Source organism: Caulobacter ginsengisoli (assembly GCF_030814835.1).
GTDB classification, from domain to species: domain Bacteria; phylum Pseudomonadota; class Alphaproteobacteria; order Caulobacterales; family Caulobacteraceae; genus Caulobacter; species Caulobacter ginsengisoli.
The window spans coordinates 92,474-105,875 of the sequence record NZ_JAUSVS010000005.1 but is presented as its reverse complement, the minus strand read 5'-3'; the positions used below and the strand labels follow the sequence as shown (position 1 = coordinate 105,875).

15 protein-coding genes are annotated in these 13,402 nt (G+C 69.1%); 9 read left to right on the top strand and 6 right to left on the bottom strand.

Annotated elements, in window-relative coordinates; all coding sequences use genetic code 11:
• Entirely contained in the window at positions 1-426 is a 426-nt protein-coding gene (locus QO010_RS13710) for a hypothetical protein (RefSeq protein WP_307349996.1), read from the bottom strand.
• 93 nt (positions 427-519) lie between these two features.
• The gene (locus QO010_RS13705; RefSeq protein WP_307349994.1) at positions 520-900 is read right to left on the bottom strand and encodes a hypothetical protein; all 381 of its coding nucleotides are present in this window, start codon (positions 898-900) and stop codon (positions 520-522) included.
• A 70-nt stretch (positions 901-970) separates the two neighbouring features.
• Between QO010_RS13705 and QO010_RS13700 the strand changes: the two genes are divergently transcribed.
• Positions 971-2,632: a sulfatase-like hydrolase/transferase gene (locus QO010_RS13700; protein ID WP_307349992.1), complete on the top strand. Its 1,662-nt coding sequence runs from the start codon at positions 971-973 to the stop codon at positions 2,630-2,632.
• Between the two features lie 242 nt (positions 2,633-2,874).
• Entirely contained in the window at positions 2,875-3,561 is a 687-nt protein-coding gene (locus QO010_RS13695; RefSeq protein ID WP_307349990.1) for a nitroreductase, read from the top strand.
• Positions 3,562-3,614: 53 nt separating this feature from the next.
• Here the strand turns inward: QO010_RS13695 and QO010_RS13690 are convergent, their stop codons facing one another.
• Both QO010_RS13690 and QO010_RS13685 read right to left on the bottom strand, forming a co-directional pair.
• Positions 3,615-4,022, bottom strand: a complete 408-nt coding sequence (locus tag QO010_RS13690; RefSeq protein ID WP_307349989.1) for a DUF1330 domain-containing protein — start codon at positions 4,020-4,022, stop codon at positions 3,615-3,617.
• Positions 4,023-4,034: 12 nt separating this feature from the next.
• A complete protein-coding gene (locus QO010_RS13685) occupies positions 4,035-4,925 on the bottom strand; it encodes a haloalkane dehalogenase (RefSeq protein WP_307349987.1) in 891 nt (296 codons plus the stop codon).
• Between the two features lie 133 nt (positions 4,926-5,058).
• On the opposite strand from QO010_RS13685, the gene QO010_RS13680 reads away from it, so the two are divergent.
• The 3 genes from QO010_RS13680 to xth are packed head-to-tail and all read left to right on the top strand — an operon-like array spanning position 5,059 to position 9,040.
• Positions 5,059-7,320 (top strand): glycoside hydrolase family 3 N-terminal domain-containing protein, encoded by a 2,262-nt coding sequence (locus tag QO010_RS13680; RefSeq protein ID WP_307349985.1) that lies wholly within the window; start codon positions 5,059-5,061, stop codon positions 7,318-7,320.
• Positions 7,321-7,324: 4 nt separating this feature from the next.
• Entirely contained in the window at positions 7,325-8,245 is a 921-nt protein-coding gene (locus QO010_RS13675) for a phosphoribosylaminoimidazolesuccinocarboxamide synthase (protein ID WP_307349983.1), read from the top strand.
• Positions 8,246-8,266: 21 nt separating this feature from the next.
• A complete protein-coding gene (xth, locus tag QO010_RS13670) occupies positions 8,267-9,040 on the top strand; it encodes an exodeoxyribonuclease III (RefSeq protein ID WP_307349981.1) in 774 nt (257 codons plus the stop codon).
• A gap of 41 nt (positions 9,041-9,081) precedes the next feature.
• On the opposite strand, the gene QO010_RS13665 is transcribed toward xth, so the two are convergent.
• A complete protein-coding gene (locus QO010_RS13665) occupies positions 9,082-10,008 on the bottom strand; it encodes a sulfotransferase domain-containing protein (protein WP_307349979.1) in 927 nt (308 codons plus the stop codon).
• Between the two features lie 320 nt (positions 10,009-10,328).
• Here QO010_RS13665 and QO010_RS13660 point away from each other — a divergent pair, with 320 nt between their 5' ends.
• Together QO010_RS13660 and QO010_RS13655 are read left to right on the top strand one after the other, a co-directional pair.
• A complete protein-coding gene (locus tag QO010_RS13660) occupies positions 10,329-10,649 on the top strand; it encodes a hypothetical protein (protein WP_307349978.1) in 321 nt (106 codons plus the stop codon).
• Positions 10,646-11,437, top strand: a complete 792-nt coding sequence (locus tag QO010_RS13655) for a hypothetical protein (RefSeq protein ID WP_307349976.1) — start codon at positions 10,646-10,648, stop codon at positions 11,435-11,437. The genes QO010_RS13660 and QO010_RS13655 overlap by 4 nt, the downstream gene beginning before the upstream one ends.
• Here QO010_RS13655 and QO010_RS13650 read toward each other — a convergent pair.
• Positions 11,385-12,275 carry a LysR family transcriptional regulator gene (locus tag QO010_RS13650; RefSeq protein ID WP_307349974.1) on the bottom strand — a complete coding sequence of 297 codons (891 nt, stop codon included), beginning with the start codon at positions 12,273-12,275 and terminating at the stop codon, positions 11,385-11,387. The two genes, QO010_RS13655 and QO010_RS13650, sit on opposite strands and share 53 nt — an antisense overlap.
• 133 nt (positions 12,276-12,408) lie before the next feature.
• Here QO010_RS13650 and QO010_RS13645 point away from each other — a divergent pair, with 133 nt between their 5' ends.
• Both QO010_RS13645 and QO010_RS13640 read left to right on the top strand, forming a co-directional pair.
• The gene (locus QO010_RS13645; protein WP_307349973.1) at positions 12,409-13,080 is read left to right on the top strand and encodes a glutathione S-transferase family protein; all 672 of its coding nucleotides are present in this window, start codon (positions 12,409-12,411) and stop codon (positions 13,078-13,080) included.
• A gap of 78 nt (positions 13,081-13,158) precedes the next feature.
• Positions 13,159-13,395, top strand: coding sequence for a hypothetical protein (locus QO010_RS13640; RefSeq protein ID WP_307349972.1), 237 nt, complete (start codon positions 13,159-13,161; stop codon positions 13,393-13,395).
• Positions 13,396-13,402: the final 7 nt, after the last annotated feature.

The following is a 13,402-nucleotide window of genomic DNA, read 5'->3' as shown; positions in this document are numbered from 1 at the left end:
CTAGCTTCCGCACTGGCTGACATCGCCGGCCTTGCAGGCGGCGACCTTGGCGGCCCAGGCGGCCTTGTCGGCTTCGTATTTCTGGGCGGCGGCCTTCTGTTGGGCCAGGCGCGTCTGGTAGTCGCGCTGGGCCTGCTGGTAGGCCTCCTGCTGCTTGTTGTACTCGGCCTGCTTGCGGGCGTAGTCGGCCGCCGCCTCGGCGTTGCGCTTGTCGACGTCGGCGTTCTTCTTGGAGACGTCGTCATTGAGCCGGACGTCGCCGGTCGAGCCCGGCCCGCCGCCGGACGAGCCGGACGACGAGCCCGAAGAGGAGCTCGAGCTGGGCTTGGTCTTGGCGTCCGGATGCTTGACGGTCCCCTCCGGGGCGGGCGCGATGGAAGCGCTGATGGCCAGGCCGGCGGCCACGATGGCGGCGATAATCTGCATTCAAATCCCCCACGGACTTTGGTCGATCAGTGATCGGTGAGGAAACCACATGTCGGGCCGCAAGTCAGCCGGGCGCGCGTGTCAGGAGAAGCCCTACTTCGCCGGCCGCCGCAGGGCGATGGCCAGGGCGATAAGCTGCACGACCAGCAGGGCCAGGTTGAACGGCTGGCCCGGAACCGTGACCGGCAGCGGCCGCCAGAGGTAGAGGTTGGCCATGGCCAGGGCCGTGTCGACCGCCTGCATGGCCAGGAACAGCGGCACAAGGCTGCGCCAGCGGGCCGCCACGGCCAACTCGAACACGCCCTTGGCCATCTGGCTCAGGCCCAGGGTCGCGAACAGCGACAGCACGGTCGGCGTCGCCTCGAGCCCGGCGATGGAATGGGCGCCGCCGTCGGGCGCGAAGGCGTGGATGGCGCCGCGCCCCAGATTGATCAGCCCCATGAGGGCGAGCACGATGACGGGAATGAACCGCATGCCGCATGACATCTAGCGGCACGATGAATGTCAATATATTGTCGCCGCCGTCGACAGGGAGGATGCGGCCATGAAAATCCTGCGGGGGGCGGGGATTGTGCTCGCCACATTGGTGGTGCTGGCCGGCGTGGCCTATCTCAACCGGGCCTGGATTGTCCTGAAGGTCGGCAAATGGACCCAGCCCCACATCGCCGAGAACATGCCGGTGACCTGGCAGCAGGGCCCGGCGACGGCCGCCCAGCCCCCCGGCAAGCGGCCGCCCAACATCGTCTTCATCCTGGTCGACGACATGGGCTTCAACGACATCACCTTCAACGGCGGCGGCGTGGCCAATGGCGCGGTCCCGACCCCCAACATCGACGCCATCGGCCGCCAGGGCGTGAATCTGGAGAACGGCTACGCCGGCAACGCCACCTGCGCCCCCTCGCGCGCGGCGATCATGACCGGCCGCTATCCGCAGCGGTTCGGCTTCGAGTTCACCCCCACCCCGGTCGGCTTCTCGCGGCTGGTCGGCACCTTCAAGACCCCCGGCTCGACCCACCCGCCGCGCTTCAACCGCGAACTGGTCAAGGACAACCCCAAGAACGTCGATGACGAGGCCGTGCCCTCGAACGAAGTGACCATCGCCGAGATGCTCAAGGCCCAGGGCTATCACACCCTGCATTTCGGCAAGTGGCACCTGGGCGGCAAGAAGGGCACGCGGCCCGAGGACCAGGGCTTCGACGAGAGCCTGGGCTTCATCGCCGGCGCCTCGATGTACCTGCCCGAGAACGACCCGAACGTGGAGAACTCCAAGCAGGACTTCGACCCGATCGACAAGTTCCTGTGGGCCAACCTGCCCTACATGGTCCAGTACAACGGCGGGCCGCGCTTCAAGCCCAACGCCTACATGACCGACTACCTGACCAATGAGGCGATCAAGGCCATCGGCGCCAACCGGAACCGGCCGTTCTTCATGTACCTGGCCTATAACGGCATCCACACGCCGCTGCAGGCGACCAAAGCCGACTACGACGCCCTGCCCCAGATCAAGGACCACCGCCTGCGGGTCTATGCGGCCATGATCCGCAACCTGGACCGCAACATCGGCCGGGTGATGGCCGAGCTGAAGGCCCAGGGCCTGGACGACAACACCCTGGTGATCTTCACCAGCGACAACGGCGGGGCCAACTATATCGGCCTGCCCGACATCAACCGGCCCTATCGCGGCTGGAAGGCCAGCTTCTTCGAGGGCGGCGTGCATGTGCCCTTCTTCCTGCGCTGGCCGGCGGTGCTGAAGGCGGGCGAGCGCTATGCCTATCCGGCCGGCCATGTCGACATCTTCGCCACCGCCGCCGGCGCCGCCGGGGCCAAGGTCCCGGCCGACCGGGTCATCGACGGGGTCAACCTGATCCCCTACCTGACCGGCCTCAGCAAGGACCGGCCGCACCAGGCGCTGTTCTGGCGCTCGGGGGCCTACAAGATGATCCGGGTCGGCGACTGGAAGCTGCAGGTCCTGCCCGACCCCAACAAGGTCTGGCTGTTCGACCTCAGCAAAGACCCCACCGAGAAGGTCAACCTGGCCGCCGCCAATCCCGCCAAGGTCGCCGAGCTGATGGCCGAGCTGAAGCGCCAGGACGCCCAGATGGCCAAGTCCAGCTGGCCCTCGCTGCTGCAGGGCCCGATCCCCATCGACCACCCGCTGGGCGTGCCGGACAAGCCGGGCGATGAGTATATCTATTGGAACAACTGATCGGGATTTGAGCGCCGTCCGCTCCACCCCTCTCACGTCATCCTGGGCCCTGTGCCCAGGATCCCGCCTTCCGCTCGCTGCAAAGGCGGTGGTGACGCTGGGCCGGTGACGCTCCACGGCCACTCTCACGTGCGGCGGACGGCGGGATTCCAGGCACAAGGCCTGGAATGACGGTGGTGGGGTTGGCTGACGCCGCGACAGGACGTTAGAGCGTTCTGCGCCCCTGACTGCGAGACCCCGCCATGACCGCCCCCACCTTCGACGACGTCGTCCTCGGCCGCCGCAGCATCCGGGGCTACAAACCCGACCCCGTGCCCAAGGCGCTGATCCGCGAGGTCGTCGAGCTGGCCATGCGGGCGCCCTCGTCGCTGAACACCCAGCCCTGGAACTTCTATGTCGTGGCCGGCGAGGTGCTGGACCGCATCCGGGCCGGCAACACCGAGCGCAACCTGGCCGGGGTGCCTCACTCCCGCGAGTTCCGCAGCCATGGCGAATACGCCGGCGTTCACCGCGAGCGGCAGATCGAGATCGCCAAGCAGCTGTTCGGGGCCATGGGCATCGAGCGCGACAACAAGGAAAAGCGTCTGGACTGGGTGATGCGCGGCTTTCGCCAGTTCGACGCCCCGGTCTCCATCGTGGTGACCTTTGACCGCTCGATCCATGGCGGCGACATCGGCCCGTTCGACTGCGGGGCGGTGACCAACGCCCTGGTCAACGCCGCCTGGTCGCGCGGCCTGGGCTGCGTGATCAACAGCCAGGGCATCATGCAGTCGCCGGTGGTGCGCGAGCATGCCGGCATCCCCGGGGACCAGGTGATCATGATCTGCGTGGCCATGGGCTGGCCCGAGGACAGCTTCCCGGCCAATGCGGTGGTGTCGCGGCGCAAGTCGGTGGACGAGGCGGTGGTGTTCGTGGGGTTCGACGAGTAGGGGTTAGGGGCGAGGGACCAGGGGTTAGCGCGCCAATCCCTAATCCCTAGTCCCTACTCCCTCGGCTTGGTCTTGATGTTCAACTGCCCCGCCAGCCCCGCCATGCGGTGGTGCTCGATGGCGTGCATCTCAGCCGACATGGCCATGCCCCGGAACGCCGCCAGCGACGGATACTCCGCCATCGCCACCATGTCCCAGAGGTCCTCGACCTCGCCCAGAAGGAGCCCGGTGACGTCGCCGCTGAACCAGATCCTGCCGCCCAGACCCTCGACCAGCTTCGACACCGCGTCACCGTAGATCCGATAGGCTTCGCGCCCGGTGAGGCCCCGGTCGCCGTCCTCGTACTCGGCGCGGTCCTTGAAGCGCAGCAGGTTGACCATGACGAACGGGCCGTCCTCGGCCGCGCCGAAGAAGGCCATGGCCTGGTCCTGGGGCGGGAAGACGTGGTTGACGACCTTCATGTGCGAAAATCCCTAGAGCAGGTTGTCGATGAGCGCAGCGATGGCCACAGGGCTGTCTTCCTGCAGGAAGTGGCCCCCCGACAGGGTGACATGGCTCTGGCCCCGGGCGCCGGGGATGCGCTCCTGGAAGATCCGCTCGCCGCCCTTGCTGACCGGGTCGCCGTCGCTGAAGGCGGTGACGAAGGGCTTGTTGAAGGTCTCCAGCACCTTCCAGGCGGCCAGGTTCTCGGCCACCGAGCCGTGCTCGGGGGTGATCGGCACCAGGGTCGGGAACTGCCGCGCGCCCTCCTTGTAGGTCTCGTCCGGGAAGGGGGCGTCGTAGGCGGCGATTTCTTCGGGGAGCAAGTCGCGGCCCGAACCGCCGTTCAGCAGCATGCCGATGGGCATCTGCGGGACCGACTGGCTGAATTCCAGCCAGGCCTTGAAGCCGTCGGTCAGGCCCGCCCCCGTCGGCAGGCCGGTATTGCCGGCGACCACCGCGGCGAAGCGCTCGGGGAAGGCGGCGACCAGTCTGAGGCCGATCAGCCCGCCCCAGTCCTGGCAGAACAGGGTGATGTCGGTGAGGCCCAGCTGCAGCAGCCAGTCGCTCATCCAGGCGACATGGCGCTCGTAGGTATAGTCGGTGCGGCTGGCCGGCTTGTCGGAGCGGCCAAAGCCGATGAGGTCCGGGGCGATCACCCGCCGGCCGTCGGCGACCAGCGACCTGATGATGTGGCGGTAGAGATAGGCCCAGCTGGGCTCGCCATGCATCAGCAGCACGACCGCCCCGTCGCGGGGGCCTTCGTCGACATAGTGGATCCGCAGGTCCGTGCCGTCGGCGTCGGTGATGGTCAGGTAGTGGGGCGCATACGGCCAGTCGAGCAGGTTCTCGAAGCGGTCATCGGGTGTGCGCAGGACGTCCATGCCGGGCCTTTCAGGTCGCGATCTATTGGCAATGTGCGTGCCATTATCACGACGACGGGTCAAGCGAGGCGAGCGGTCTTGCGGGTCGCAGACCCACACGGCAAGTTCCGTCCCTGTCCCTTTGGAGTCCCACATGCCCGCCGCCACCCGACGTGAGATGATGGGCGGGGCGATGATGCTGGCCATGCTGGCCTGGGGAGGCCGGGCGATGGCGGATAGCGATTCGATGATCGAGGGCCTGATCGGCCAGATGACGGTCGAGGAGAAGGCCGGCCAGCTGACCCTGATGGGCGACCTGCTGCGGCTCCCCGAGACCTTCGCCAGGGTCAATCCCGACTACCGCGAGACCAACGGCCAGAAGGCCGAGGCCGAGATTCGGGCCGGGCGGCTGGGCGGGCTGTTCAACGGGGCGGGCGTGGCGGCCGGCCGGCGGCTGCAGAAGGTGGCCACCGAGGAATCGCGGCTGAAGATCCCGCTCATCTTCGGCGCCGACGTCATCCATGGCTTCCACACCGTCTTCCCCATTGGCCTGGGCGAAGCGGCCAGCTTCGAGCCGGACCTGGCCCAGCGCACCGCCCGGGCCGCGGCCCTCGAGGCGACGGCGTTCGGCCTGCACTGGACCTTCGCCCCGATGGTCGACATCGCCCGCGACCAGCGCTGGGGCCGGGCCGCCGAGGGGGCGGGCGAGGACGTGCTGCTGGGCCGCCTCTTCGCCGAGGCGCGGGTCCGGGGCTTCCAGGGCAGGGACCTGCGCGATCCAGACAGCCTGCTGGCCTGTCCCAAACACATGGCCGCCTACGGGGCGGTCGGGGCCGGCATGGACTACAACAGCGTCGAGCTGTCGGACCAGACCCTCTACGAGGTCTATCTGCCGCCTTTCAGACAAGCGTTCCTGGCCGGCGCCCTGTCGACCATGAGCGGCTTCAACGACATCAACGGCGTGCCGGCCAGCGCCAGCCGCCGCCTGCTGACCGACGTGCTGCGCCGGCAGTGGGGGTTCAAGGGCTTCGTGGTCAGCGACTACGAGTCGGACCTGGAACTGGTCGCCCACGGCTACGCCAGGGACGACCGCGACGCCGCGCGCCTGGCCCTGCTGGCCGGGGTCGATATGAGCATGGCCAGCGGCCTCTACATCAAGCACCTGCCGGGCCTGGTCGCCGACGGCTCCGTGCCGATGAGCGCGGTGGATGAGTCGGTGCGCCGCGTTCTTTTCGTCAAGAAGGCGCTGGGCCTCTTCGACGACCCGTTCCGCTCGTTGGACGCCGAGAAGGAGGCGACCCGCTCCCTGACCCCGACCGCCCGGGCCCTGAGTCGCGAGGCCGGCCGCAAATCCATCGTGCTGCTGAAGAACGACGGCAACCTGCTGCCGCTGGCCCGCACGACCCGCATCGCCCTGGTCGGGCCCTTCGCCGACGATGTGGCCAACCTCAACGGCCCCTGGGCGCCCTTCGCCGACCGGCGGCTGGGAGTCAGTCTGGCGGCAGGCATCGGCAGCCAACTCACCAATCCCGGCGAGCTGACCGTCGTGAAGGGCTGCGATATCGAGTCGCCCATCGCCGGCGGCCTCGACCAGGCCCTGGCCGCCGCCCGCGCCGCCGAGGTGATCCTGCTGGCCGTCGGCGAGGGCAATGCCATGTCCGGCGAGGCCCAGTCCCGCACCGCCATCGTCCTGCCCCCCGACCAGCAGGCCCTGGTCGAGGCCATGGCGGCGACCGGGAAACCCATGGTGGTGATGCTGCGCAGCGGCCGGGCCCTGGCGCTCAGCGGCGCGGCCCGCAATGCCCGGGCCATCCTGGCGACCTGGTTCCTGGGGACCGAGACCGGCAACGCCGTGGCCGACATCCTGTTCGGCGCCGCCGGCCCCAGCGGGCGCCTGCCGGTCAGCTTCCCATTCGAGAGCGGCCAGGAACCCTTCTACTACAGCCACCGCGGCACCGGCCGGCCGGAGGTCATCGGCAAGCCGTCGGAATACAAGGCCCGCTACCGCGAGACGGCCAATACCGCCCTGTTCGCCTTCGGCCACGGCCTGACCTATGGCGACATCCGCTATGACAAGCCGGCGGTGAGCGAACCGACCCTGGCCTGGGACGGGACGATCCGGGTCAGCGCCAAGGTCACCAACGCCGGCAAGCGCGAGGCCGAGGAGGTCGTGCAGCTCTACATCCACGACAAGGTCGCCAGCCTGACCCGGCCGGTGCGCGAACTGAAGGGCTTCCAGAAGGTCCGGCTCAAGCCCGGCGAGAGCCGGGTGGTCAGCTTCGTCCTGGCCCGGCGAGAACTGGAGTTCATCGGCGAAGACCTTGTCCCGGTCGCCGAGCCCGGTGAGTTCGAGGTCTGGGTATGCGGCTCGGCGGTGACGGGCGAGGCGGCGGTGTTCACCCTGGTCGGTCAGTAGGGAGATGTCGGACGTGGAACTGCTGGTCCAGAGCGATCTGCCCCTGCCGCTGCTGGCGCGGGGCAAGGTGCGGGAAGTTTACGCAGTCGGCGAGGATCGGCTGCTGCTGGTGGCCAGCGACCGGGTCAGCGCCTTCGACGTGGTCATGGCCGAGCCCGTGCCCCGCAAGGGCGCGGTGCTGACCCAGCTCTCCGCCTGGTGGTTCCGGCGGCTGGACGGGGTGGTCGATCATCACATGATCAGCGCTGACGTGGACGAGATCGTCGCCGCCGTCCCCCACCTGGCCGACCATCGCGGCGCCCTGGTCGGCCGGGCCATGCTGTGCCGGCGGGTCGAGGTGATCCCCATCGAATGCGTGGTGCGCGGCTATCTCTCCGGCTCGGCCTGGAAGGAATACCGCCAGGCCGGGACCCTGGCGGGCGAGCCGCTGCCACCCGGCCTCAAACAGAGCCAGAAGCTGGCGCCGGCGGTGTTCAGCCCTGCCACCAAGGCCGAGACCGGCCATGACGAGAACATCTCCCCGGCCCGGATGGCGCAGCGGATCGGCGCGGACCTGGCCGCCGAGCTGGAGCGGCTGAGCCGGACCATCTACGCCGCCGGCCAGGCGGCGGCGGCCGAGCGGGGCCTCACCATCGCCGACACCAAGTTCGAGTTCGGCCGCGACGCCTCGGGCAAGGTGCTGCTGATCGACGAGGTGATGACCCCCGACAGCTCCCGCTTCTGGCCCGCCGACGGCTGGTCGGTCGGCGAGGTCCCGCCCAGCTTCGACAAGCAGCCGCTGCGCGATTACCTGGAAGCCGAGCGGGCCGCCGGCCGCTGGAACGGCGAAGCCCCGCCCCCGCCCCTGCCGGCCGAGGTCGTGGCGGCGACCTCGGCGCGGTATCTGGAGCTTTATCGCCGGCTGACGGGCGCGGAACTGGCCTAGCCTCCCCGCGCTGAAGCAGGGATGAGAATCGCCACCTTCAACGTCAACGGCGTCAACGGCCGCCTGCCCGTCCTGCTGCGCTGGCTGGAGGAGACGCGCCCGGATGTCGTCTGCCTGCAGGAGCTCAAGGCCCCGCAGGAGAAGTTCCCCGAGGACGCCATCGCCAAGGCCGGCTACGGCACCATCTGGCACGGCCAGAAGAGCTGGAACGGCGTCGCCATCCTGGCCCGCGGCGGCAAGCCCCTGGAGACCCGCCGAGGTCTGCCGGATGGTCTCGCCGACGACCAGAGCCGCTACATCGAGGCGGCGGTGAACGGGCTGGTGATCGGCTGCCTCTACCTGCCCAACGGCAATCCCGCGCCAGGGCCGAAGTTCGACTACAAGCTGGCCTGGTTCGCTCGCCTCCACGCCTATGCGGCGCAGCTGCTGGAGATGGGCGTGCCGGCGGTGCTGGCCGGCGACTACAACGTCATGCCCACCGAGCTGGACGTCTACAAGCCAGAGCGCTGGCTGACCGACGCCCTGTTCCGTCCCGAGGTGCGCGACGCCTATGCCGCCCTGGTCGCCCAGGGCTGGACCGACAGCCTGCGCCAGCTGCATCCGGGCGAGCGCCTCTACACCTTCTGGGATTATTTCCGGAACGCCTACGCCCGCGACGCGGGCCTGCGCATCGACCACCTGCTGCTGAGCCCCAGCCTGGCGCCGGCCCTGAAGGCCGCCGAGGTGGACCGCCATGTGCGGGGCTGGGAGAAGGCCAGCGACCACGCGCCGACCTGGATCGAGCTGGCGGATTGAAAAAGGGCGGGGACCGGCCTGGGCCAGCCCCCCGCCAGAGGTTACATCCGGCCGGTCGCCAGCCAGCGGGCGCAGTCCTCGCCCAGCTCGGCCAAGGCCCGCGCCTCGTAGTCCGCCGACTCCTGCGCCGTCAGCACGTCCTTCCAGCGGCCGTTGACGCCCTTGTGGATGAAGTCGGCCGCGCCGCCGTTGAAGATGGCGCCGCCCAGGGGGGCGACCTTGGGGGCGTTGGCCTTCATCCAGTCGAACTGGCAGTGCTCGATCACGGCCGGCCAGCGGTCCTGCGGAATCTCGCACTCCAGGAAGTCGGCGATGGCCCGCATCTGGCCCTCCAGGTCGGCCTTGAGGTCGGCGAAGTGGACCAGCTTGACGTTGGGCAGGTCGCGGATCGCCCACCAGGAGCGGATGTTCTCGTAGAACGGCCAGAACGGCTTGCCGTCATTGGCCACCCAATGGCGGAAGTAGCGGTTGATGTCGGGATCGGGCCGCTCGATCGGCTCGCCGACCAGGCCGGGCGTGCCGTTCAGCAGGTCGTAGAACATCTGATTGGCGCTGGCGTGGTGGTTGTAGAGGGAAAACAGCACGTCCCGCCCGTCGCGGCCGATGTAGAGATATTTGGCCTTGGGGCTGAAGGTCAGGGCGTCGACCGGCAGGTGGGTCTTGACGATGCGGCGGTGGGTCTGGGCCTCGAGCCGGTCCAGGATGTCCGGCGGCATGATGCGCAGGTCGAGCCAGGGCGAGATGGCCCCGACCTCGACGTTGGGGTCGCCGGCGAAGATCAGCTGGCCGACGATCTGCTGGGTCCAGGTGGTGCCCGACTTGCCGTAGGTGGCGACGATGACGTCGTCGTCGCGGAAGGCGAAGTCGTCCCAGATGGCCGAGTTCATATGGTGGTTGTGGATGTCCCGGGTCTTCACGGGCCACTGGATGGTCGAAACCGGGGCAAAGCCGGTGGCATGGGCGTTCATACGACGCTCCCCTTTCTTGCTGTTGACGGATACGCGGGACGCGGAGGACCGGATGATCCCCGCGGCGAAAAACACACCCGCCGCGGCCCCAACCCCCAAGGAACAGTTTTGACGTGCGCGGTGGGGAGGCGGCGAGATACCGGCGTCACGCGAGCGGGGAAAGTGACAAGTTGTTAAATTACAGAGGCTTAATCCTACAGAACTGTAATGTTCCGGCCGCCTGAGCAGCCCAAACGTTGACTCCACCCCGCCGCGATGCGGATACTCCTCTCGCGCGAAAAATGCCCTGCCGGCTGGCGAGACCAGGGGAAGGGGGACCGGTGAGCGACGACAAGCATCCTGACGAGCCCGACGAGCGGCCCAGCAATTTGGAGCTGGACGACCGGCTGAAGATCGTCGAGCGGCTGGTCAAGCTCTTCCAGTTCGAGCGGCTGGCCTATCTGGCCAGCACGGTCATATCGGTGATCATCCTGCTGGTCTGCGTGGCGATCATGCTGTCGCGGCGCGAGAACCAGAACATCGGCGTGCTGGCCGGCATCTTCGGCTCGGCCGGACTGATCACCTATTCGCTGAGCCGCCTCCTGAGAATGTGGGACCAGGCGATCCGCATCCTGGTCGGCGAGATGGAGCCCAAGCCATGAGCGCGGTCGACCTGGCGGCGCATGCCGAGGCGCTGGGGCGTCGCTCGCGGCTGACCGGCGCCGTCACCCTGCTGGGCGGGGCGCTGATGTTCGGGGCCATCGGGGCCAGCGCCTGGGGCGTCTACAGCCTGCAGACCGAGACCCGCAGGCTGGAAGCCCAGAAGGCCCGGCTCAAGGCCGACATCGACGCCCTCACCAGGACCAAGTCCACCCTGCAGAGCGAGCTGGCGACGAGCCAGGATTCCCTGGCCAAGGCGGCGACCGCCCTGCAGGCCGGCGATGTCCCCCGGGCCCAGCAGGCCATCGACACCGGCCAGGCCGCCGCCCCGCCGGCCGGGGTGGCGCGGGTCTTCTTCCAGCTGCGCAGCGACGACCAGGTCCCGCTCTACCGCAGCTGCGGGGCGGTGCTGGCCAGGGCGGGCTACCGCGTTCCCAACTATGAGATGCTGCCCAACGCCGGGCCCCGCCGCTCGGAGATCCGCTACTATCACAAGGCCGAGGCCGCCCGGGCCGCCGCCCTGGCCAGGATTCTGGGCTCCTGCGGGGCCGGGCCGATGACGCCGGTCTATATCCGCCGCTTCGAGAATTCCGGCCGGGTCAAGCCGCTGGTCTTCGAGGCCTGGCTGGCCCCGGGGGCGACGCCGCCGGCCGAGCCCGGCCCGCAGCGGCCTGTCCAGCAACAGCTTGCGCCGCAGCGGCCGATCCAGCAGGGGCCGCCTGTTCAGCAGGGTCCGCCTATCCAGCAGCAACAGATCGACGCGGCGGCGCCCGTACAGTCTCGTAGATGAAGTCGATCAGCGCCCGCACATGGGGCGCCTGACGCACGTCCTGGCGGGTCACCAGCCACACCTGCGTCGCCGGCGCGGCGTTGGGCAGGCAGCGGACCAGTTCGGGATGCGGGTCGGCGTTCATCTCGGGCAGCAGGGCCAGGCCCGCCCCGGCCCGCGCCATGCCGATCATGCTGCTCATGGTGCTGACCCGGCAGGCATAGCGGTCGGCCTGCCCGGCCAGCCAGCGCATCTGCGGCAGCTGATCCAGCCGTCCCTCGGCCCCGACCACCAGATGCCCGGCCAGGTCCTGCGGCCGCGCTGGCGCGCCGTGGCGGGCGATGTAGTCGGCGCTGCCGTAGATGGCCCAGGCCAGCTCGTCGACCTTGCGCACGATCAGCCGGGGATCGGTCGGCGGCGCGCCCGAGCGCAGGGCCACGTCCGCCTCGCCGGCGGCGATGTCCAGGTAGGTCTCGGTGGCCAGCATCTCGATACGCACGTCGGGATGCCGGCGCATGAATTCCGACAGCGGCCCGGTGATGACCGGATCGGCGCCCTCCGGGGCCATGGTGAAGCGGATGACGCCCGACAGCCGGCGATGGGCCTGCCGGGCCATCTCCTCCAGCCCGAGGATGGCCGCCTCGACCGCCTCGGCCTGGGTCATCAGGGCCTGGCCCTGGTCGGTCAGGCGGCTGCCGTTCTGCAGGCGGTCGAACAGCTTGAGCCCCAGCGCCGTCTCCAGGGCGCTGATCCGCCGGGCGACGGTGGACTGGCTGGCCCCGGTGATCTGGGCGGCCGCCAGGGTCGAGCCGGTCCGGCCGACCGCCAGCAGATAGCGAAGATCGCTCCATTCAAACATGCATAGCCCTCCGCCGTCGCGGTCCTTAGCTATGCATAACTGACGAACGAAACGGCAGGAATGGGGTTTGAAGCCATGCGGCTGGAGGTCGTATGAGGCGCTTCAACGACGACATAACCCTTCCGGACCTGCCATGCGCCTCCACTACGATCCCATCTCGACCACCAGCCGGGCGGTGACCCTGTTCGTGGCCCATGCCGGCCTCGAGATCGAGCTGGTCCATGTCAACCTGCTGGCCGGCGAACAGCTGGCCCCGGCCTTCCAGGCCCTCAACCCGGGCGGCAAGGTCCCGGTCCTGGAGGACGGCGATTTCGTGCTGACCGAATGCTCGGCGATCCTGAAATACCTGGCCGACGCCGCCGGCTCGCCCGCCTATCCGGCCGACCGCCGCCAGCGGGCCCGGATCAACGAGCGGATGGACTGGTTCAACACCGGCTTTTCCCACAGCGCCAACTACGGCCTGGCCTATCCGGCCCTCTCGCCCCTGTTCCGCCTCGACAATCCCGAGGCCCAGGCCATGGTGGAACACCGGGCGCGCGGCCAGACGGCCCGGCTGTTCGAGATTCTCGACCGCGACCTGATCGGCGACGCGCCCTTCGTCTGCGGCGCCGAGCTGAGCATCGCCGACTGCCTGGGCGCGGCCTATGTCAGCCTGATGGACCTGGTCGACTACGATCTGCGGCCCTATCCCAACGTCGCCCGCTGGATGGCGACGATGCGGGCCCTCCCCGCCTGGACCCCGACCTACGCCGCCTTCGAGAGCCTGAAGGCCGCCCTGCGCGACCATGCCCGTCAGGCCGGATAGCGATCCGGACATTGATCCAACCGGCCCGCCGCGCCGTTAGACCGGCAAGGCGCCACCTCTAGCCCATGAGACTTTGAGATGACCTGCAACCCCATGCCGCGCCCGCGGCGCGGGCTGGCGGTGTTCGTCCTGGCGATGCTCGCCGGGATCGGCGCGCCGCTGGCCGCCGCCCTGCCCCAGACCCTCGCCCTGGCCGCCCCCCAGCCCCGGCCCGAGATCGCCCGCACCCTGATGATCGCCTGCCCCGTCCTGCCCGGTCGCCAGGCCGGCGACCGGCCCACCCCCTGGCTCTCCCGCTGCGGCTTCCCGCGCTGACCTTCCG

Excerpts from the sequence above, each read along its gene's own strand:
- QO010_RS13705 (WP_307349994.1), bottom strand. The coding sequence starts at position 900 with ATGCGGTTCATTCCCGTCATCGTGCTCGCCCTCATGGGGCTGATCAAT.
- QO010_RS13640 (WP_307349972.1), top strand. The coding sequence starts at position 13,159 with ATGACCTGCAACCCCATGCCGCGCCCGCGGCGCGGGCTGGCGGTGTTC.
- QO010_RS13665 (WP_307349979.1), bottom strand. The coding sequence starts at position 10,008 with ATGAACGCCCATGCCACCGGCTTTGCCCCGGTTTCGACCATCCAGTGG.
- QO010_RS13700 (WP_307349992.1), top strand. The coding sequence starts at position 971 with ATGAAAATCCTGCGGGGGGCGGGGATTGTGCTCGCCACATTGGTGGTG.
- xth (WP_307349981.1), top strand. The coding sequence starts at position 8,267 with ATGAGAATCGCCACCTTCAACGTCAACGGCGTCAACGGCCGCCTGCCC.
- QO010_RS13650 (WP_307349974.1), bottom strand. The coding sequence starts at position 12,275 with ATGTTTGAATGGAGCGATCTTCGCTATCTGCTGGCGGTCGGCCGGACC.
- QO010_RS13685 (WP_307349987.1), bottom strand. The coding sequence starts at position 4,925 with ATGGACGTCCTGCGCACACCCGATGACCGCTTCGAGAACCTGCTCGAC.
- QO010_RS13690 (WP_307349989.1), bottom strand. The coding sequence starts at position 4,022 with ATGAAGGTCGTCAACCACGTCTTCCCGCCCCAGGACCAGGCCATGGCC.
- QO010_RS13710 (WP_307349996.1), bottom strand. The coding sequence starts at position 426 with ATGCAGATTATCGCCGCCATCGTGGCCGCCGGCCTGGCCATCAGCGCT.
- QO010_RS13695 (WP_307349990.1), top strand. The coding sequence starts at position 2,875 with ATGACCGCCCCCACCTTCGACGACGTCGTCCTCGGCCGCCGCAGCATC.
- QO010_RS13655 (WP_307349976.1), top strand. The coding sequence starts at position 10,646 with ATGAGCGCGGTCGACCTGGCGGCGCATGCCGAGGCGCTGGGGCGTCGC.
- QO010_RS13645 (WP_307349973.1), top strand. The coding sequence starts at position 12,409 with ATGCGCCTCCACTACGATCCCATCTCGACCACCAGCCGGGCGGTGACC.
- QO010_RS13680 (WP_307349985.1), top strand. The coding sequence starts at position 5,059 with ATGCCCGCCGCCACCCGACGTGAGATGATGGGCGGGGCGATGATGCTG.
- QO010_RS13675 (WP_307349983.1), top strand. The coding sequence starts at position 7,325 with ATGTCGGACGTGGAACTGCTGGTCCAGAGCGATCTGCCCCTGCCGCTG.